Annotated in this window: 12 protein-coding genes; 4 read left to right on the top strand and 8 right to left on the bottom strand. The window is 74.6% G+C overall.

From position 1 onward, the window contains the following. Positions 1–22 precede the first annotated feature (22 nt). Both JOD49_RS03530 and JOD49_RS03525 read right to left on the bottom strand, forming a co-directional pair. Positions 23–5,098 (bottom strand): Lhr family helicase, encoded by a 5,076-nt coding sequence (locus JOD49_RS03530; RefSeq protein WP_205305991.1) that lies wholly within the window; start codon positions 5,096–5,098, stop codon positions 23–25. 139 nt (positions 5,099–5,237) lie between these two features. Then, the gene (locus JOD49_RS03525) at positions 5,238–5,417 is read right to left on the bottom strand and encodes a hypothetical protein (protein ID WP_205305990.1); all 180 of its coding nucleotides are present in this window, start codon (positions 5,415–5,417) and stop codon (positions 5,238–5,240) included. A gap of 37 nt (positions 5,418–5,454) precedes the next feature. Here JOD49_RS03525 and JOD49_RS03520 point away from each other — a divergent pair, with 37 nt between their 5' ends. After that, positions 5,455–5,688, top strand: coding sequence for a DUF3046 domain-containing protein (locus JOD49_RS03520; RefSeq protein WP_205305989.1), 234 nt, complete (start codon positions 5,455–5,457; stop codon positions 5,686–5,688). Positions 5,689–5,890: 202 nt separating this feature from the next. Here JOD49_RS03520 and JOD49_RS03515 read toward each other — a convergent pair whose 3' ends face one another. From JOD49_RS03515 to JOD49_RS03490, 6 genes are read right to left on the bottom strand one after another with little or no spacing between them, the layout of a single operon-like run. Then, complete coding sequence (locus JOD49_RS03515) at positions 5,891–7,867, bottom strand: allophanate hydrolase-related protein (RefSeq protein ID WP_205305988.1); 1,977 nt, start codon at positions 7,865–7,867, stop codon at positions 5,891–5,893. Next, a complete protein-coding gene (locus JOD49_RS03510) occupies positions 7,864–8,553 on the bottom strand; it encodes a cysteine hydrolase family protein (RefSeq protein WP_205305987.1) in 690 nt (229 codons plus the stop codon). The genes JOD49_RS03515 and JOD49_RS03510 overlap by 4 nt, the downstream gene beginning before the upstream one ends. After that, the gene (locus JOD49_RS03505) at positions 8,553–9,560 is read right to left on the bottom strand and encodes a carbamate kinase (protein ID WP_205305986.1); all 1,008 of its coding nucleotides are present in this window, start codon (positions 9,558–9,560) and stop codon (positions 8,553–8,555) included. The genes JOD49_RS03510 and JOD49_RS03505 overlap by 1 nt, the downstream gene beginning before the upstream one ends. Beyond that, positions 9,557–10,993 (bottom strand): YlbE family protein, encoded by a 1,437-nt coding sequence (locus JOD49_RS03500; RefSeq protein ID WP_205305985.1) that lies wholly within the window; start codon positions 10,991–10,993, stop codon positions 9,557–9,559. Before JOD49_RS03500 ends, JOD49_RS03505 begins: the two co-directional genes overlap by 4 nt. Further along, complete coding sequence (locus tag JOD49_RS03495) at positions 10,990–12,516, bottom strand: AllF/FdrA family protein (RefSeq protein WP_205305984.1); 1,527 nt, start codon at positions 12,514–12,516, stop codon at positions 10,990–10,992. Before JOD49_RS03495 ends, JOD49_RS03500 begins: the two co-directional genes overlap by 4 nt. Before the next feature lie 23 nt (positions 12,517–12,539). After that, positions 12,540–13,433 carry an oxamate carbamoyltransferase subunit AllH family protein gene (locus JOD49_RS03490; protein ID WP_205305983.1) on the bottom strand — a complete coding sequence of 298 codons (894 nt, stop codon included), beginning with the start codon at positions 13,431–13,433 and terminating at the stop codon, positions 12,540–12,542. Between the two features lie 103 nt (positions 13,434–13,536). Here JOD49_RS03490 and JOD49_RS03485 point away from each other — a divergent pair, with 103 nt between their 5' ends. The 3 genes from JOD49_RS03485 to JOD49_RS03475 all read left to right on the top strand — a co-directional run bounded on the left by JOD49_RS03485 (position 13,537) and on the right by JOD49_RS03475 (position 18,131). Continuing rightward, positions 13,537–15,027, top strand: a complete 1,491-nt coding sequence (locus JOD49_RS03485) for a PucR family transcriptional regulator (RefSeq protein ID WP_205305982.1) — start codon at positions 13,537–13,539, stop codon at positions 15,025–15,027. Positions 15,028–15,105: 78 nt separating this feature from the next. Then, positions 15,106–17,259: a phage holin family protein gene (locus tag JOD49_RS03480; RefSeq protein WP_205305981.1), complete on the top strand. Its 2,154-nt coding sequence runs from the start codon at positions 15,106–15,108 to the stop codon at positions 17,257–17,259. Continuing rightward, complete coding sequence (locus JOD49_RS03475) at positions 17,256–18,131, top strand: MBL fold metallo-hydrolase (RefSeq protein ID WP_307822360.1); 876 nt, start codon at positions 17,256–17,258, stop codon at positions 18,129–18,131. Before JOD49_RS03480 ends, JOD49_RS03475 begins: the two co-directional genes overlap by 4 nt. Positions 18,132–18,369 lie beyond the last annotated feature (238 nt).

The raw sequence follows: 18,369 nt of genomic DNA, 5'->3' as shown, positions 1-18,369 counted from the left end.
ACGTGCGTACCCGAGACGCTCATCATGCGCGCAGCCCTCGCGGCGTGGGCCGGAAGCCGGCCTCCAGGAGCGCGGCCGTGACCCCGAACGCGCGCGACGCGGTGCTGCCCGCTCCCGCCAGGGCGTCGATCCCGTCGATCCGCCCGATCACCATCTTGCCGAGCAGCCCGGCCCGGGAGGCGCGTGCGAGCTCGGCGCACGCGAGCGCGAGACGTCGGGCGGAGGACTCGGAGTCGTCGCCGAACGAGAGGAGCGAACGACCGCCGCGTTCGACGTACAGGACCAGGTCTCCGCCCACGAGCACGACGACGGAGCCCACCTTGCGTCCGGGGCGGTGCGTCGCCCGCGACGCGGGGCGAGCGGCGCCTGTGGACGGCAGGACGGCGGTCGACGTCGTCGTACCCGCACTTCCCGGCGCGGGGTCGACCGCTGCGGACGGCTTCCGTGCGGCGCTCACCGCGCCCGGTGTCACGATCCCGGCGGGCGACCCGCCACCGGGCTCGTGCGGCACGTGCGGCTCGGGCCACGGCAGGGCGGCACCGTAGGGGTTGGCCGGGTCCGTCGCCGCGAGCAGCAGCGCGGCGAGCTCGCGACGCCCCGGCGACTCCTCGGCGTGCTCACGGTCCTGCGCGTCCGTGCGGAGCTGGTCGACCGCACCCGGGAGCGCGAACTGCGAACCGCCGAGGTGCTCGACGAAGTACCCGCGTCGGACCGTGCCCGTGGTCTCGAGCTCCGACAGCACGCGGTAGACCCCCCGGAAGTAGTTGGTGACGCCCTCCGACGGGGCCGCGCCTCGGGTCAGGACGCCGTGGCGGTCCAGCAGCACGCGCGTCAGGGCGTGCGTGCGGCGCGTCGGGTCGAGCTCGCGGGCAGGCAGCGCGGACCAGCGCCCGGAGCCCCCGCGCAGGTCGCTCTCACCACGGGCCGTGCCGGACGTCCCCGCGCCCAGCGAGGCGAAACGTCCCCGAGCGAGCGGGCGCGCACGGACGGGCGCGCGGGGAGCACGGTGGGCGCCACCACCCGGTCCGAGCCTGCTGCGCAGGGCGCCCAGGCCGTCGTTCGTGACCCACCCCGCCCACACCAGGTCCCACAGGGCCTCGAGCGTCGCCGCCTGGGACGCGCCCGCGAGCTCCGCGATACGCGGCAGGAAGAAGCCGCCCGAGCCGGTCAGCAGGTCCACGACGGCCCGGTGCAGGTCGCTGTCGAGCGGGCCGTCCTCCTCGAGCGGGCTCGCGTCGGGGAGCGTGAGGGGAGCGGCGTCGGCGAGGTGCAGGCTCACGAGCCCGTCCTTGCCGCCGGGCAACGACGAGTGCCCGCACCACAGGACCTCGCCCGTGGTGGTCAGCTCGTCGAGCAGCGCGGGCGAGTAGTCGGTCACGCGCGAGGGAAGCACGAGGGTCTCGAGGGCCGAGGCGGGGACCGCGGCACCCGAGAGCTGCTCGACGACGCGCAGCAGCCCGTCGGTGCCCCGCAGCGTGCCGATGCCGTGCCAGCGCGGCAGGAACACCCCGAGGGCCTCGGGGGCGACGGGCTCGACCTCGGCCCGCAGCGCGGCGAGCGACCGACGCCGCAGGGTCCGCAGGACCTCGGCGTCGCACCACTCCTCGCCCGTCCCGCCGAGCGACTCGGGGCGCAGGCGCCCGCACACGAGCACGCGCGCGGCCTCGAGCCGGCGCAGCACCCCGGTGGCCACGGCCACCCCGATCCCGAACCGGGCCGCGACCTCGTGCGCCGAGAACGGCCCGTGCGTGCGGGCGTGGCGTCGCACGAGGTCGCCCAGCGGGTCGGGGACGGGCTCGGTGAACACCTCGGGAATCCCCGTGGGCAGGGCGACGCCGAGCGCGTCCCGGAGCCGCCCGGCGTCCTCGACCACGGCCCACTGCTGCGCGGCGTCGTCGGGCACCCCGGCCAGACGCACCTGGACGACCCGGCGCGCCCCCTCCAGGGCGGCGAGCCACGCGGGCGCCTCGTCGCGCACGTCCTCGCGCGTGCGCCGGGCCACCTCCGCGACGGGCAGCGGCCCCAGACGGCGCAGCAGGTCCCAGACGTCCTCGGCGTGGCGGGCCTGGCGGTTCGGGACCAGGGCGCCGAGCTCGGCCTCGGTGCGCTCGACCGACTCGGGGTCCAGCAGGTCGGCGAGCTGGGAGGCTCCACCGTCGGTGCCGAGCAGCTCGGCCAGGAGCGTCGGGTCGAGCGAGAGGGCGGCCGCGCGGCGCTCGGCGAGGGGAGCGTCGCCGTCGTACAGGAACTGGGCCGTGTACCCGAACAGGAGCGACTGGGCGAAGGGGGAGGGGGTCGGGGTCGTGACGTCGACCAACCGGACCCGGCCCGCGGCCAGGTCCCGCATGAGCTCGGTCAGCGCCGCGACGTCGAAGTCGTCCTGGAGGCACTCGCGCGCGGCCTCCAGCACGATCGGGAACTCGGGGTACTCGCTCGCGACCGACAGGAGCTGGGCCGAGCGCTGGCGCTGCTGCCACAGGGGCTGACGCTTGTCGGGGCGCCGCCGCGGGAGCAGCAGGGCTCGGGCGGCGGCCTCGCGGAAGCGCGCCGCGAACATGATCGACCCGCCCAGCTCGGAGCGGACCTCGTCGAGGACCTCCTCCGGGACGAGCAGCAGGTCCTCGGCCGTCACGACGGGCGACCCGGTGGCGCCCGGTCCAGCGGCACCCGGTCCGCCGGCGCCACCGCGCTCGTCGCCCCAGCCGCCGTCGCCCAGGTCCGGCAGGCGCAGCACGATCCCGTCGTCCGAGTGCATGGCCGCGGCGTCCAGGCCGTAGCGGTCGCGCAGCCGCGCGCCCAGGACCAGCGCCCACGGCGCGTGGACCTTGGCCCCGTAGGGCGAGTGGATGACGACGCGCCAGTCGCCCAGCTCGTCGCGGAAGCGCTCGACGACGACCGTCCTGTCGTCGGGCACGCGCCCCGTGGCCTCGCGCTGGCCGGCGAGGTAGGCCATGAGGTTGTCGGTCGCCCAGGCGTCGAGCCCCGCACCCCGCAGCCGTTCCGTGAGCGGACCGTCGGTCGCGGCCAGCGTCTCGAGCTCGCGGACCCAGGCGCCGACCGCCCGCCCGAGCTCGGCGGGGCGGCCCGGCGAGTCGCCCTTCCAGAACGGCAGGCGCCCGGGCGCGCCGGGGGCGGGGGTCACGAGCACCCGGTCCGGGGTGATGTCCTCGATGCGCCACGTGCTCGACCCGAGCGTGAACGTGTCGCCCACGCGCGACTCGTAGACCATCTCCTCGTCGAGCTCGCCCACGCGCCGCCCGCCCCGCGCCCGGGAGCCCGTCGCGGCACCCCCGGGGGCGTCGCCGACCACGCCGGCCGTGTCCTCGGGGCCTGCGGTCGTGGAGGAGTCCGTCGCGAGGAAGACCCCGTACAGGCCCCGGTCCGGGATCGTCCCGCCGCTCGTGACCGCCAGCCGCAAGGCGCCGGGACGTCCGCTGAGGACCCCCGACGTCCGGTCCCACACGATGCGGGCACGCAGCTCGCCGAAGTCCTCGCTCGGGTAGCGGCCCGCGAGCATGTCCAGGACGGCGTGCAGCGTCGCGTCACCCAGTGCGCCGTAGGGCGCGCTGCGGCGCACGAGCGCCGCGAGGTCCGCGACGGTCCAGTCGTCGAGGGCGACCATGGCCACGACCTGCTGCGCGAGGACGTCGAGCGGGTTGGACAGCACGTGCAGGTGCTCGATCTGCCCGGTCCGCATGCGGTCCGCGATGACGGCCGAGGGCACCAGGTCACCGCGGAAGGTCGGGAAGATCACGCCGTGGGACACCGCGCCCACCTGGTGCCCCGCGCGACCGATGCGCTGGAGCCCGCTCGCGACCGAGGGGGGCGCCCCGACCTGGACCACGAGGTCCACGGCGCCCATGTCGATGCCGAGCTCGAGCGAGGACGTCGCGACCACGGCGGGCAGGCGACCGTCCTTGAGCTCGGTCTCGGTGCGCGTGCGCTCGGCCCGGCTCATCGAGCCGTGGTGCGCGCGCGCGATCACGGGGTCCGTACCCGCGCTCGCCCCCGACTGGGCCAGCACCTGCGCGGGCTGGAGGGTCCCGACGTCGGGCACGTCCTCACCCTGCCGCTCGGCCCAGACCTCGTTCATGCGGGCCGTGAGGCGCTCGGCCCCGCGCCGGGAGTTGGTGAAGACCAGCGTCGAGCGGTGCTCGGCCACGAGGTCCACGACCCGCTCGTCGACGTGCGGCCACACCGACGGACGCTGCGGGCGACCGGTGGCCGGTCCCGAGAGGTCGGGCTCGCCGTCGGGCAGGGGCGGCAGGCCGTCCTGGCCCGGGCTCCCGCCCGGGCCCGCAGCGCCGCGCAGGTCGGAGAGGTCCGGGACGGGGACGACGATGTCGACCTCGATCCTCTTCGTGGACGGCGGTTGCACGACGACGACCTCCCGCCCCTGGTCCTGCGGGCTGCGGTGCCCCGCGAGGAAGGTCGCGACGGCCTCGACCGGCCGGACGGTCGCGGACAGGCCCACGCGCTGCGCGGGCACGGGGAGCAGCGCGTCGAGGCGTTCGAGCGAGACCGCGAGGTGCGCACCGCGCTTGGTCCCGGCCACGGCGTGGATCTCGTCGATGATGACGGTCTGCACCCCCGCCAGACCCGCGCGCGCCTGGGACGTCAGGACGAGGAACAGCGACTCGGGCGTCGTGATGAGGATGTCCGGGGGAGCGATCCCGAACCGGCGGCGCTCGCTCGCGGGCGTGTCACCGGTACGCGTGCCCACCACGACGTCCGGGACCGTGGTGCCGAGCCGCACCGCAGCCTGCCGGATGCCCGCGAGCGGGGAGCGCAGGTTGCGCTCGACGTCGGCGGCCAGCGCCTTGAGCGGGGACACGTACAGGATCTTGCAGCGGTGCGCGGGGTCGTCGGGCGAGTCCGTCTGCCCGGGGCCGCTCCCGGGGCTCAACAACCTGTCGAGCGACCACAGGAAGGCGGCGAGGGTCTTGCCCGAACCCGTCGGGGCGACGACCAGGGCGTGCCGGCCGCTCCCGATCGCCTCCCACGCACCCGCCTGCGCGGCCGTCGGGCGCTCGAACGCGCCCTCGAACCAGGCACGGGTCGGAGCGCTGAAACCGGCGAGCGGAGCGGGGGACGTCACCCCGCCATTGTGGTCTCTACCACCCACAGCTGCGCTCCACCGGTCGCTCAGGGCACGGATCCGAGGTCGAGGCCGGTCTCTCAGGTCGACGAACGCCGCCCGACCGGCCACGCAGACGGCACGCTCGGCCGGGCGGTCGTCAGTCGACGCTCCGCTGCCGCGTGGTCTTGAGCACCGGTTCACGGATCAGGTCGCGGTCCTCCGGCACGCGGCGCGGGACGTAGAAGAACCCTGCCTCCGTGTCCGGGGCGTAGTGCACGACGAGGTCGCCGTCCTCGAGCTTGGTGAGCCAGGCGTCGAGCACGGGAAGCCCGCGCACGTCCAGGTGAGGAGCTCCGACGTGGCAGGCTGTCCCCGTGCGCTTACGAGAGTTCTGGCAGCTGGTGGACGAGGTCTTCGGATCGGCATACGGTCGCGCCCTGACCCGGGACCAGGTGCTGAACGCCCTCGGCGACCGCACCGCGGTCCAGGCTCTCGAGGACGGCGTGGAGCCACGCTACGTGTGGCACGCGCTCTGCGATGCGCTGGAGGTGCCGGACTCACAGCGGTGGGGTACCGACAAGCACCGGCAGGCGCCGCCCGCGCGGTAGGTCTCCACCGCTGTGGTGGGGTGGTGGGCTGTCGAGCACCGGCAGGCGCCGCCCGCGCGGTAGGTCTTCACCGCTGTGGTGGGGTGGTGGGCTGTCGAGCACCGGCGGGCGCCGCCCGCACCGTAGGTGCGCGCGGGCGTGGCCCGGCCCCCCGCCGTCCGTGGAGAGGTGGTCGACGGGGGGCCGGGCTCCTCGGGTGGGGTCAGGTGCTCGCGGCGGCCCCGTCGCGGGCCGCGACGTACTCGCGCCAACCGCCGTGATCGGTGATCTCGGGGTGCGCCTGGGCCATCTCGCGGTCGTAGCGGATGCCTGGCACGACGCGACCGTCGGCGAGCCGGACCGGGCCGCGGAACAGGCCCGCCGGCTCTCCTTCGATGACCTTGAGCAGGACGTCGAGCGGGATGGCGTACAGCTCGCCGGAGATCGAGGCGCCCTTCTCGCCGGTCTCCTCGTCGACGGGGTACATGCCGGGGTGGACGTCCCCGATGGTGTGGACGCGGTAGATCGGGGCGGTGGAGGTCTCTTCGAGGAGCTCGGCACCGGACAGGTTGCCGTGCAGCTCGAGTCCGCGCATGAGGGTCCCGTTGACGAACAGGAGGCCGTCGTCGAGCTCGTCGTCCTTCACGTCGCGGGCGTGCCAGCCGAAGCCCGCGAGGATCGCCGCGAGGATCACGTAGCCGATCGTGACGCCGGGGGAGGCGTTCCACCCGATCTCGTAGGCGTTGACGAGACCCACGAACGACAGGCCCGCGGCGATCAGCGCCGTGGTCGCGGCGGCGTACATGCGCCGGTCGATGACGAAGCACGCGATGGCCCCGAGGAGCACGCCGACGAGCACCGCGCCCTGGCCGAGCAGCTTCATGCCGTCGTAGATCACGCCGTTGCTCACGAGCGCGTCGAGCCCGACCTCGCCCGCGCTGGTCCCGGCCGCGCCGAGCGCGGAGTCGACCTGGCCGGTGGCCCACTCGGCGATGCTGGGCAGGAACGCCAGGACGATCGCGGGCGCGTAGCGAAGGGCCGAGACACTCGTGGCCTGCGCTCCCATGACGAGCCCGATGAACAGCAGGACCGGGACGAGGGCCTGCATGGGGAAGATCACGAGGAAGGTGCCGACGAGTCCGGTGAAGCACACGATCGCGACGACGATGCCGGTGACGAGCGAGTATCCGATGCGGCCTCCGACCTTCTTCCAGCCCGGGTGGCCGATGTACACGGCCGGCGGGAAGGGTGAGCCGAGGAAGGAGCCGACGACGGCGCCGAGACCGTCGGCCATGAGCACCTGGCGCATCGAGTAGCGGTCACCCGCGGCGGCGGCGGACTCGACGTTCGTCATGCCCTCGGTGAAGTTGTAGATGCCGAGCGGGATCGCGGACGCGAGCAGCGGGGCGATGTCGGTGAGTCCTTCGAGGACCTCGCCGCCGGGCATCGGGAGGCTGAGCGAGAGGTTCGACAGCGACTCGGAGACTGCGGTGGGCTGCAGGATGTCGGACCATCCGAGTGCGACGGCGAACCAGGCGAGCGCGGTCGAGACGAGGACGGCGACGAGGCCGACCGGTGCGTTGAACGGCATCTTCCGGTTGGCCATCCACCCGACGAGGATGAACGCGAACGCGCAGAGCCCGATCCACGGCGCCTGCCACATCTGGGCGGCAGGACGCATCGCGATGAAGGTGATCGAGATGCCGGCGAGGGCGCCGAGGAGGGCCGCACGCGGCGTCCACCTGCGGATCCAGGGCCCCACGAGGGCACCGAGGCAGACGATGAGGCCGATGATCAGGGCCCAGGCGAGCCCGGCTCGCCAGGCCTTGAGGGGGTCGCCCGACTGCAGGTACACGGGCAGCATGACGACGAGGACCACGATGAACGTGTGCGGCACGGACGGTCCGTAGGGCAGCGCTGTGACGTCGGTGCGGTTCTCACGGCGTGCGAGCTGGCGGGCCAGGAACGCGTACCAGATGTTGCCGAGCGGCAGGGCGATGCCGAGGGCGGGCAGCAGGCGCCCGAACACGATGTCCTCGGGGATGTGCACGACGGTCAGGGACAGCCCCGTGAGGACGATGACGTTCAGCAGGACGTTGGTGCCGAGCCCGAACAGGCCGTTCCAGTCCCCGGGCACCCACCAGCGGACCTTGACGGGGGCGGCACCGGGCGCGGTGCGCGGCGCGAGGTGGACGCTCACCGGGAGACCTCCGCGAGGACGGGTTCGGCCACGCCGGCCAGCAGGTCGGCCGAGGCCGTGACCCAGCCGACGATGCCGCCCTGGGCCGAGAACATCTTCAGCGAGACCTCGTGGAACTCGGGGAAGTAGGAGCCCGTGCAGTCCGACAGGACGAGGCAGTCGAAGCCGCGGTCGTTGGCCTCCCGTGCGGTGGACTGCACGCACACCTCGGTCGTGACGCCCGTGAGCACGAGGTGGGTGATGCCCTGGGCGCGCAGGACGACCTCGAGGTCGGTGCCGTAGAACGCTCCCTTGCCCGGCTTGTCGAGGACGACCTCGCCGTCGATCGGGGCGAGCTCGGGGACGATGTCGTGCCCGGCGGAGCCGCGGGTGAGGATGCGCCCCATGGGGCCCTCGTCGCCGATGCGCAGCGTCGGGTTGCCGCGGTCGCGCTTGGAGGCGAAGAGGTCCGTGAGGTCGGCCCGGTGTCCCTCGCGGGTGTGGATGACGGGCCAGCCCTTGGCGCGGAAGGCGTCGAGGACGGTGCGCGTGGGGGCGATCGTGCCGCGCAGCGTCGAGACGTCGTTGCCCAGGGACTCGCCGAATCCGCCGGCCTCGACGAAGTCGCGCTGGAAGTCGATGCACAGCAGTGCCGTCCGGGTCGGTGGCAGGTCGAACGGGTACGGCTCGGCCTCGATCGTGAACATCAGATCTCCTTCGATGATGTGGGAACGATGTGTGTTCCCGAGAACTCGGTGAGCGCCTCCCGGACTCCGGGCAGCGACGTGATGACGGCTCGGCCGCCGGTGCGATCGACGAACTCGACCGACGACTCGACCTTGGGGCCCATGGATCCCGCCGGGAACTGCCCCGCGGCCGCGTGCTCGCGCATCTCGTGCGACGTGACGGTCCCGAGCGCGCGCTGGCCGGGAGTCCCGTAGTCCACGTAGACCTGGTCCACGCCGGTGACGAGGACCAGGGTCTCTATGCCGATCTGCTCGGCGAGAAGCGCCGAGGCACGGTCCTTGTCGATGACGGCGTCGACGGCTTCGTAGCCACCGTCGGCCTGGACCACGGGGATACCGCCGCCACCGGCGGCGACGACGATCGCGCCGTCGTGGATCAGGGTCCGCAGGCTGTCGGCCTCGAGGATCTCTCGCGGGACGGGGCTCGGGACGACACGGCGGAAGACGCCGGCGCTGATCTCCGTGACGGTCCACCCTTCCTGTGCGGCGCGGACCCTGGCCACGTCGGGCGTGAGCTGTCCGCCGATGGGCTTGGTGGGGCGCGCGAACGCCGGGTCGTCGCGTTCGACGACGGCGTGCGTGAGGACGGCCGCCGCCCGGGTGGTGGCGCCTCGCGCCGCGAGCGCGGAGTCGATCGCGAGCGTGAGCATGTGCCCGATCCCGCCCTGGGAGTCGGCGACCGCGAGCCACAGGGGCAGCTCGGGCAGACCTTCGATCGCGGCGTCGGGGGCGACGAGCTCTCCGCGGCGCACGATGTAGCCGACCTGCGGGCCGTTGCCGTGGGTCACGACGACGGTCCAGCCGTCCAGGGCGAGGTCGGCGACGAGCGCGGCGAGGTCGCGCGCCCGTTCCTGCTGGCGAGGCACGGAGCCGGCTTCACCGTCGATCACGAGCGCGTTGCCGCCGATCGCCACGAGGACCGAGCGCGGGATCGGGTGCCGGGGCGCCCGCTCCTGGGTGGCGGTCATGAGGGCACCGTGGCATCGACGGCATCGACCGGCGCGAGCCCGCGCGCCTGCGCGAGGCCCCGCACGGCGGCGAGGAACACCCCGGGCGGCGCGGTGACGATGCCCGCACCGATCTGGCCCACTCCCGCCTCGCGGTGCGCGATGCCGGTGTTGATGAGGGGGAGCTCGCCGGTGTCGAGCACCTTGAGCACGTCGATGCCGGACGGGCTGCCCGCGAAGTTCAGCGGTGGCAGCGGGAAGGCGGGATGCGGTGCGAGGGTGATGCGGCGCATCGAGCGGGTCGCGTCGAGCGCGTCCTCGGGCGTCCCGCCGACGAACCGGGTGATGGCGGGTGAGGCTGCCATCGCGAAGCCGCCGATGCCGAGGGTCTCGGTGATCGCGGAGTCGCCCAGGTCCGGGTTGGCGTCCTCGGGGCCGTAGCCGGGGAAGAAGAGCCCGTCCGCGGGGCCGACGGGCGTGGTGAACCACCGATCACCGGTGCCCGCGACGCGCAGCCCGAACTCGACGCCGTTGCGGGCCATGGCGGTCACGAGGGTCGAGTTCTCGATGCCGCTCGCGGCGTCCATCGAGAGCTTCGCCCCGGCCATCGAGAGGTTGAGCGCGAAGTGGTCGTTGCCCGCGAGGAACGCGAGCACCTCCACTCCGCCGTCGATGGTCGCGAGGGTCGGCGCGAAGCGCCGAGCCAGGAGACTGGTCGCGGCGACGTTGCGGTTGTGGCCCTCGTCGCCCATCGACAGTGCTTGTCCGAGGAGTGCGGTGACGTCGACGGGGCCGGCGAGGCGCACGGCCTGGTCCAGCACGGGGCCGAGGACGTCGCGCATCCAGGCGAGGCGGGTCAGGACCTCGTCGTCGTAGGCGCCGAACCGCAGGACCTTGCCGAGCCCCTCGTTGAGCGACGCGAAGGCGGCTCGCGGCACCGCTCCGGGGTCGGTGCCGGTGGCCGAGTCCGTGACGACCAGGACGGGCATCGAGGGGGACAGCACGCCTGCCATCGGACCGACCGCGCCGTGGTGGTGGCAGGGTTCGACGCGGACGGTCCCGTCGTCGAGCAGGCGGGCCGCCTCCTCGGGGTCGGTCGCCCATCCTTCGAACAGGGTCGCGCCGACGAGCGCGCCTCGTACGGGTCCGCTCATGCGGGCCATCTCGAGGGGCGGGCCGGCGTGCAGCAGGAGGTGGCCCGCGGCGAGCGCCGGGACCGCCTCGCGTGCGGGGCGCACGCCGACGAGCTGGGGGCGCACGGCGTGCACGGCCGCGATGGCGCGCTCGTTGGCCTCGCGCGTGGCGCCGTCGGACAGCAGAACCATGAGCTGGCCGGCCTCGACGTCGCCGAAGGCGGGCGGACGCCAGTCGAGCTGGGTGACCCGGTCCGGGGCGACGCCCTCGGTGATCAGGGGCAGGCCGACGTTGAGTACTGAGAGGGCGTGGGGGGTCACGCGGTCACCTCCGTGGTCGAGGGGTCGGTGGTCGTGAGGGCGATGGCCGCCCGGGCCGCGGCCGCGTTGGAGTCAGCGACGACGATGCCCGCCGCGCGCAGGATGCTCCGTTGGGCGTCGAGTCCTTGGTGGTCGCCGACGACGCCGCACACGGACGCGATGACGACGAGCTCGCGCCCGTCGGCCCGGGCGGCCTCGCGCGCCGTGCGCACGGCCTCGGCCACGGGCGTGGCGGGGTCGGCGGCGGACCCGAAGCCGAGGACGACGTCGCACAGCACGATCGCGACCGTGGGGTCGGAGCCTGCGGCGGCGATCCGTTCGGCCCGGGCCTGGGGGTCGATCATGGGGTGCGGGCGACCTGCGGTGAACTGGTCGTCGCCCAGGTCGAGCACCTCGGCGACGACCCCCGCCCGGCCGAGGAGGATCGTGGCCTCGGAGGCGAGCGTCCCGCCCGCGTAGAGCCCGAGCACACGACCCGCGCCGGCGCGGGGGGCCGGAAGGAGCGGGTCGTCGATCACGAGCGGGTGCCCGGCGAGCTCGGCGGCCGCGAGGGCGCCGCCTTCGAGCGTGCCCCGCACGACGAGGGCGTCGGAGCCCGGCTCGCCGCGGTCGTCGAGACCCAGGAGGCACGCGACGACGGGGGTCCCGCCCGCGGCGACGCGCTCGAGGCGCGCGAGCAGGGCGGCGGCGACGGCGGGCGCCGGCGGCTTGGACACGACGACGACGGCGCGCGTCGCCTCGTCGGCCTCGAGCCGGTCGAGCGCGAGGTGGGTCATGAGCCCGCCGATCTCCTCGGTCAGGTCGCGACCTCCCACGCCGATGAGCTGGGACACCCCGGCCCCGGCCCGGTCGACGAGGCACGAGACCTCCTGCGCGCCCGTGCCCGACGCGGCGACGATGCCGATCGTGCCCGGGCGGACCGCGTTCGCGAAGCCGAGGGGCGTCCCGTCGAGGACGGCCGTCCCGCAGTCGGGGCCCATGAGGAGCAGGCCGGCGGCCACGGCCTTCTCCTTGAGGCGGCGCTCGTCGGCGACCGAGACGTTGTCGGAGAAGCAGAACACGTGCAGGCCCGCGTCGAGCGCCTGCTCGACGACGATCGGGGCGTACGTCCCGGGCACCGAGACCGTCGCCAGGGTGGCCGGGCGGTCGGCCGCGGTCGCGGCCGCGATCCCTTCCGCGATCGTCTGCGGGGCTCGCTCGACGCGTGCACCGCCCGTGGTCTCGACGGTGACGAGGCCCTCCTCCGCGGCGTCGAGCGCGGCCTGCGCGGTCGGCTCGTCGATCCCGCGTGCGACGACGACCAGGTCGTCGGCGGCTGCGGTGAGGTCGGCGGGGAGCATCTGCGAGGCCTCGAGGATCGTGAGGTTGGCCGGGGTCGCCATGACCGCGCCGACCCGGACGATGCCCTCGCGCTTCTCGAGCGCGGAGGCCAGCGCCATGAGCGCGACCGAGTCGCGGTAGAACCGCGGGAAGACTCTCGTGGCGAGCACCTCCGTGCCTGCGGGGGTTGCTGTCTGCGTCATCTGTGGTTCCTGTTCCTCGTGCTTCACGTGGTGGTCTGCGGGGGGTGGTCGGCGAGCCTCGAGGGACCGCTCGTCGCGAGGAGCGCGCTCACGGCGAGCGCCGCACCGTGCGCCTGGTCCCGGCCCGAGGAGGCACCCCAGGTCGCGAGGCGTGCGGCGGGGCGAAGCACGGCGTCGGGGGTGGCGCCCGGCTCGGTGAGGGTGGTCACGACGTCGCGGAGCGCCTCGCCGAACCGCCCGTCGACGGCTGCCGCGAGCTCGTGCCGGGAGGCCCGCGTGGTGCGGTGCAGGAGGCCCAGGACAGTCGCGCCGAGGCGGTGCGCGCGTGACCGGTCCGCGCCGGCGAGGAGGCCGGCGAGCATTCCCACGAGGAGGTCGTCGCCCGTCGGCGTCGTGCCGGGGCCCGCCCCGACGAGCCGGCGGACGGCGTCGGGCTCGTACGGGTCGGCGACGGCTGCTGCGGCGAGCGCGAGCACGGGACGGCGGGCCCGGTCGAGCGACGCGGGGGCGTGCGGGGGCGACGACGCGGACCAGGCGGCGAGCGCGTCCGCGCGCGCGCCCGCCGAGGCGGCCTCGGCGGCAGCGGGGGACGGCAGGGACGGGCGAGCGGGGAGCGTCAGGTCGCAGCGGGTCGCGGCGTCGAGCCACGTGTCGCACGAGACGGTCGAGCAGGTCGCGCCGGTGCGCCGGGCCAGGGCCAGCAGGCCGACCCACTCGCGCTCGGAGGTGACGTGCAGCCCGCCGGGGACGAGCCACCGGTCCGGACCGGTGACGGGTACCAGCCGACCCGGTGCGCCCAGGACGATCGCGGAGTGTCCGACATGGACGACCTGCAACGCGGACAGGTGCTCGGCGCGCGACAACGTGGCGTCGCGTCGCAGCCCGAGGGGAGCTGGGAGCGCGACATCATCGGACATGTCACCGACCTTAGGTACGCGGGTGGCGACGGTGCAGCGTGCGGAAAGGACATCGTTCTCGTGGGATGGTGTCCACTATGGACAACCAGGCGATGTCGCCCCCATGCTGACCGTCCGAGACCTCCGGACCCTGCCGGTCCTGGCCGCCGCGCGCACGGTCGCGGGCGAGGCCGGCCTCGACCGCGCGATCCGCGCCGTGAACGTCATGGAGGTGCCGGACATCGAGGAGTTCGTGCGCCCCGACGAGCTGCTCCTGACCACGACCTATCCGCTGCGCGACCGGATCGAGGACCTGCCCGACCTCGTCACCGCGCTGCACCGCAGGGGGCTGGCGGCGCTCGCCGTCAAGACGGGCCGATACCTCGCGGAGCTCCCGCCGGGCGTCCTCGCACGAGCCGACGAGCTCGGGTTCCCGATCCTGGTCCTGCCGGAGTCGACCGCGTTCAACGAGGTCATCGGTGCGGTCCTGGCCGTCGTGCTCGCCGAGTACGGCGCCGACCCGGCCCGCGCGGAGGCCATCCGGGAGCGTCTGACGGGCGTCGCGCTCGCGGGCGGCGGCCTCGACGAGATCGCTCGCACGCTCGCGGGCGCCCTGGCCCGGCCCGTGGCCGTCTCCGACACGGAACATCGGATCCTGGGTGCGTCCGGGCTCGCTGCGAGCACGCACCCCGCCCTCGACGACTCCGAGGCCGACGCCTGGTGGCGCTTCCCCGTCACCATCGCGGGCCGCCGCCGTGGGCAGGTGCTCGTCGGCGGCGCGGAGGAGCCGACGCTCGGGCAGCGCCGCCTCATCCGGCAGGCGTGCTTCGCCGCGGGCATGCACATGGCGCAGGCCGTCGCCTCGGCCGAGCTCGACCGTCGCATGCGCGCCCTGTTCCTCGAGGAGCTCGTGTCCGGCACGGCCGCGAACCAGTCGCTGCTGCGCGACCGGGGGCGCCTGTTCGGGTGGGACGCCGCGCGGTCGTACGTCGTCGCGATCGCCGACGCCGGGACGGACCCCGGCGAGTCGGGGGACCTGGCCGCGACCTGCTCGACGCCGCCGCTGCCTGCCGGGTCGATCGTCTGGAGCCGGGGTCGCGAGCTCGTCGCGCTCGTGGCCTGGTCCGACGGGCTCGACCTGGAGTCGACGGCGGAGGGCTGGCAGAGCGCGCTCGCGGCCGCCTGGAAGTCCGAGACGGCCGTGGCGTGCGGCACCGTCGCACGCTCCGCGCACGAGCTCGCGTCGAGCCACGGTGCCGCCCGGGAGTCCTTGTCCATCGCCCGCGCGACCGGCAGGACCGTCGTCACGCAGCACATGGTCCGGCTCGAGCGACTGCTTCTCGCTGCCCCGGGCGACCGGCTGGACTCCTTCGTGGTGTCCGAGCTCGGTCCGCTCGTCGAGGCGGACCGCGCGGGCGGCGCGCGACTGTGCGAGACGCTCGAGGCGTACCTCGCGACCGGCAACGCCGCCGAGGCCGCCCGGGGGCTCTTCATCCACTACAACACCATGAAGCACCGCATCGCCCGCATCGAGGAGATCCTCTCGGTGGACCTGCGGGACCCTCGGTACCGGTTGAGCCTGGCGGTCGCGCTGAGGATCCGGCAGCTGCGCTGAGTCGTCCGGGCGAGCCTGCCCGACGCCCACGCGCCAGGTGCCCGCGCAGCACGAGCCTCCTCGCGGCATCATGGCCGCATGAGCTCCCGTCTCCCGTTCTCCGTGCACGACCTGACGGGAGCCCTCTGGTCCTTGGTGTCGACGACCGCGGGCCTGGGCCTCGCGATCTGGTTCGTGCCCGGGGTGCGGATCACGTCGTGGTGGTCGGTGTTCCTCGCCGCGCTCGTCGTCGGCGTCGGTGACGTGCTCCTGCGGCCGCTGTGGCGCGTCGTCGCGGGTCGGGCGGGGGTACTGGGGGCGCTGGTCTCGGGGCTCGCGGGACAGGTCCTGGTGGCGTGGCTCGCCCTGACGTACCTGCCGGGCTTCGAGACCGACGACTGGGGCAGCGTCGTGGCGGTGCTGGTCCTGGCGGCGTTCTTCATGGCGATCGGCCGGTGGGCGATCGGCGCGAGCGACAACGAGTACGTGATCGACCATCTGCTGCGGCGCGCACGCCGGGCACAGCGCGCCGCAGCCCGGCACGCCCGGCCGCGGCCGGACGGATCGCCCGACGGACCGGGGGCCACCGAGCACGGCGCCGTGCGCGCAGAGGAGGGCGCGCCGCCTGCCGGCCTCCTGGTCGTCCAGCTCGACGGCGTCGCGCGCGAGACCTTCGACCACGCGGTCCAGGCGGGGCTGGCTCCGAACCTCGCGCGCTGGCTCGGCTCGGGCTCGCACCAGCTCGAGTCGTGGTGGGCACGCGTCCCGTCGACCACCCCGGCGAGCCAGGCGGGGCTCCTGCACGGGACGAGCGAGCACGTGCCGGCGTTCCGGTGGTGGGACCGAGCGCAGGGGCGCCTGGTCGTGACGAACCGGCCGGCCGACGCGGCCCAGGTCGAGGCCCTCTCGAGCGACGGGCGGGGCCTGCTCGCGGACGACGGGGTCGCGGTCTCGACCATGTTCTCGGGCGACGCCACGACGAACCTCCTCGTCATGAGCCGGGCGGGGGCGGGCCTGGGGCCGGGGCAGCTCTTCGTGCACTTCTTCTCGAGCCCGTTCGTCCTGGTCCGGGCGCTCGTGGCGACCGTGGGGGAGTTCTTCAAGGAGCTCTACCAGGGGTGGCAGCAGGCCGTGCGGGACGTCGTGCCGCGGGTCTCGCGCCTGGGCGCCTACCCCGTCCTGCGTGCCGTCTCGAACGTCGTCCTGCGAGACCTCAACACGTCGCTCGTCGCGGAGCAGCTCGTGCGGGGGGCGCCCGTGGTGTTCGTGGACCTCGTCGACTACGACGAGATCGCGCACCATGCGGGCCCCTTGCGCCCCGAGGCGATGCGCGCGCTCGAGGGACTCGACCGGGTCGTGGGCCTGTGGGAGCAGGTGGCGCACGCCGCACCGCGCCGCTACGAGATCGTCGTGCTGTCGGACCACGGTCAGTCGCTCGGCGCGACGTTCGAGCAGGTCGTGGGGCGCTCGTTCCTCGACGAGGTGCGCCGGCTCATGGCGACCCGGCCCACCGCGGGTGAGCGGCGCCGTCGGGCGTCCGGGGTGCGGTCGCCCGCGTCGGCGGACTCCGAGACGTGGGGCGCGGTCAACACCGCGCTCAACGCGCTCGGGCGCGGTGGCACCGAGGAGGGCAGGGGCGGTCGCGTGATGGTCGGCCCCGACCGTGAGCCCGAGCCCGCCGGTCCCCACGACCTGCCCGAGGTCGTGGTCGTCGGCTCGGGGAACCTGGGCCTCGTGTGGTTCCCGCGCTCCCCGGTCCGGCTCGTGGGCGACGAGATCCGGGCACGCTGGCCCGCGCTCGTGCCGGGACTGGTCGCGAACCCGGCCGTGGGGGTCGTCGTCGTGCAGGAGAGCGGTCCCGTCCAAGGCCAGGTGCCCGACGTCGTCGCGTACGGCCCGGAGGGCAGCCGCCACCTGGTCACGGGTGAGGTCCTCGGGCAGGACCCGCTCGCCCGGTACGGGCCACGGGCCGCGCCCGACCTGTTGCGCGCTGCCTCGCTCGAGCACACGGGTGACCTGCTGCTGGTCTCGAGCGTCGACGACGCGGGGCTGGTGCACGCGTTCGAGGGTCTCGTCGGGTCGCACGGCGGCCTGGGCGGGGCGCAGAACGAGGCCATGCTGCTGTATCCGGCGAGCCTGCGCGTCACGGACGGCGCGCGCGAGGACGTGGGCGGGGTCCGCATGCTCGTGGGGGCAGAGGCCGTGCACCGCGAGCTCGTGGGGTGGCTGCGCGAGCTGGGGGTGCGGACGTGACGGACGAGCAGGTGGCGCCCGGGTGGCGGGTGACGTGGCTCGGGCACTCGAGCGTCGTGCTCGACGTCCGGACCCCGGGCGGGCACGTGCGGATCGTGACCGACCCCCTGCTCAGGCGCCACGCCGGGCTGCTGCGCCGGCGCGGCGTCCGGCCCGCCGAGGTGTGGCGCGGCGCCGACGCCGTCCTGCTCTCCCACCTGCACCACGACCACGCCGAGCTCGGCTCGCTGCGCCTCCTGGGCGACGTCCCCATCCTCACGGCCCCCGCGAACGCGCGCTGGCTGCGGTCCAAGGGGCTCGCCGGGGTGGGGCTGGGCGCAGGGCCCGAGCACGACGACCGGCCGCTCGCCGGCCCCGTGCCGGGTCGCCCGCGTGTCCCGCCGCCTGGTCCCGTGCGCGAGGAGCACGGTGCCTGGCACGACGTCGGAGCGCACGTGCGCGTCCACCTCACCCCCGCGGTGCACGGTCACCGGCCCATGCCGCACCGACCCAACGCGGCCGTGGGGCATCTGGTGCAGTCGGACGGTCGGACCGTGTGGGCCGTGGGGGACACCGAGGCGTACCCGGGCATGGCGCACCTGCCGGCGCTCGCGGGCGGGCCGATCGACGTGGTGCTGGTGCCCGTGGCGGGCTGGGGGCCCCGTCTGTCGGGCGGGCACCTGGGGCCGGTCGAGGCCGCGCGCGTGTGCGCGAGCGTCGGGGCGCGGGTCGCGATCCCGGTCCACTGGGGGACGCTGCACACGCCGGGCGGACAGAACCTGCCGCGCGGCTGGATGGACCACGCGGGCCTCGCGTTCGCCGCGGCGGTGCGTCGGTGGTCGCCCGGGACACGGCCGGTCGTGCTGGCGCCGGGGGAGTCGTGGGAGGGGTAGCGGCGGCGGCGCGGTGCGAGACGAGGGGGCGCAGAGGCGGCCGGGGAGAGGCGACCGACACGCCGCACGGCGGAGGTTCTCTCGAACAGGTGTTCGGGTAGAGTTGTGCACAGCACGAGCTGACCGTCCGTCGTCCACAGGCAGGACCAGGGGGACGGCGAGTGTCAGTGGCGGCACGTACCGTCGAGACACCACACAGGCTTCCTGAACATCCTCTCGGCACGGTTCCGTGCCCCGC

The sequence above is a fragment of the Oerskovia jenensis genome, assembly GCF_016907235.1.
GTDB lineage: Bacteria > Actinomycetota > Actinomycetes > Actinomycetales > Cellulomonadaceae > Oerskovia > Oerskovia jenensis.
This window is presented reverse-complemented; position numbering and strand designations above follow the sequence as displayed.

What these genes read in the sequence shown, in the direction of transcription:
- JOD49_RS03490 (WP_205305983.1), bottom strand. Translation starts at nt 13,433, where the DNA reads ATGTCCGATGATGTCGCGCTCCCAGCTCCCCTCGGGCTGCGACGCGAC.
- JOD49_RS03485 (WP_205305982.1), top strand. Translation starts at nt 13,537, where the DNA reads ATGCTGACCGTCCGAGACCTCCGGACCCTGCCGGTCCTGGCCGCCGCG.
- JOD49_RS03495 (WP_205305984.1), bottom strand. Translation starts at nt 12,516, where the DNA reads ATGACGCAGACAGCAACCCCCGCAGGCACGGAGGTGCTCGCCACGAGA.
- JOD49_RS03510 (WP_205305987.1), bottom strand. Translation starts at nt 8,553, where the DNA reads ATGTTCACGATCGAGGCCGAGCCGTACCCGTTCGACCTGCCACCGACC.
- JOD49_RS03505 (WP_205305986.1), bottom strand. Translation starts at nt 9,560, where the DNA reads ATGACCGCCACCCAGGAGCGGGCGCCCCGGCACCCGATCCCGCGCTCG.
- JOD49_RS03480 (WP_205305981.1), top strand. Translation starts at nt 15,106, where the DNA reads ATGAGCTCCCGTCTCCCGTTCTCCGTGCACGACCTGACGGGAGCCCTC.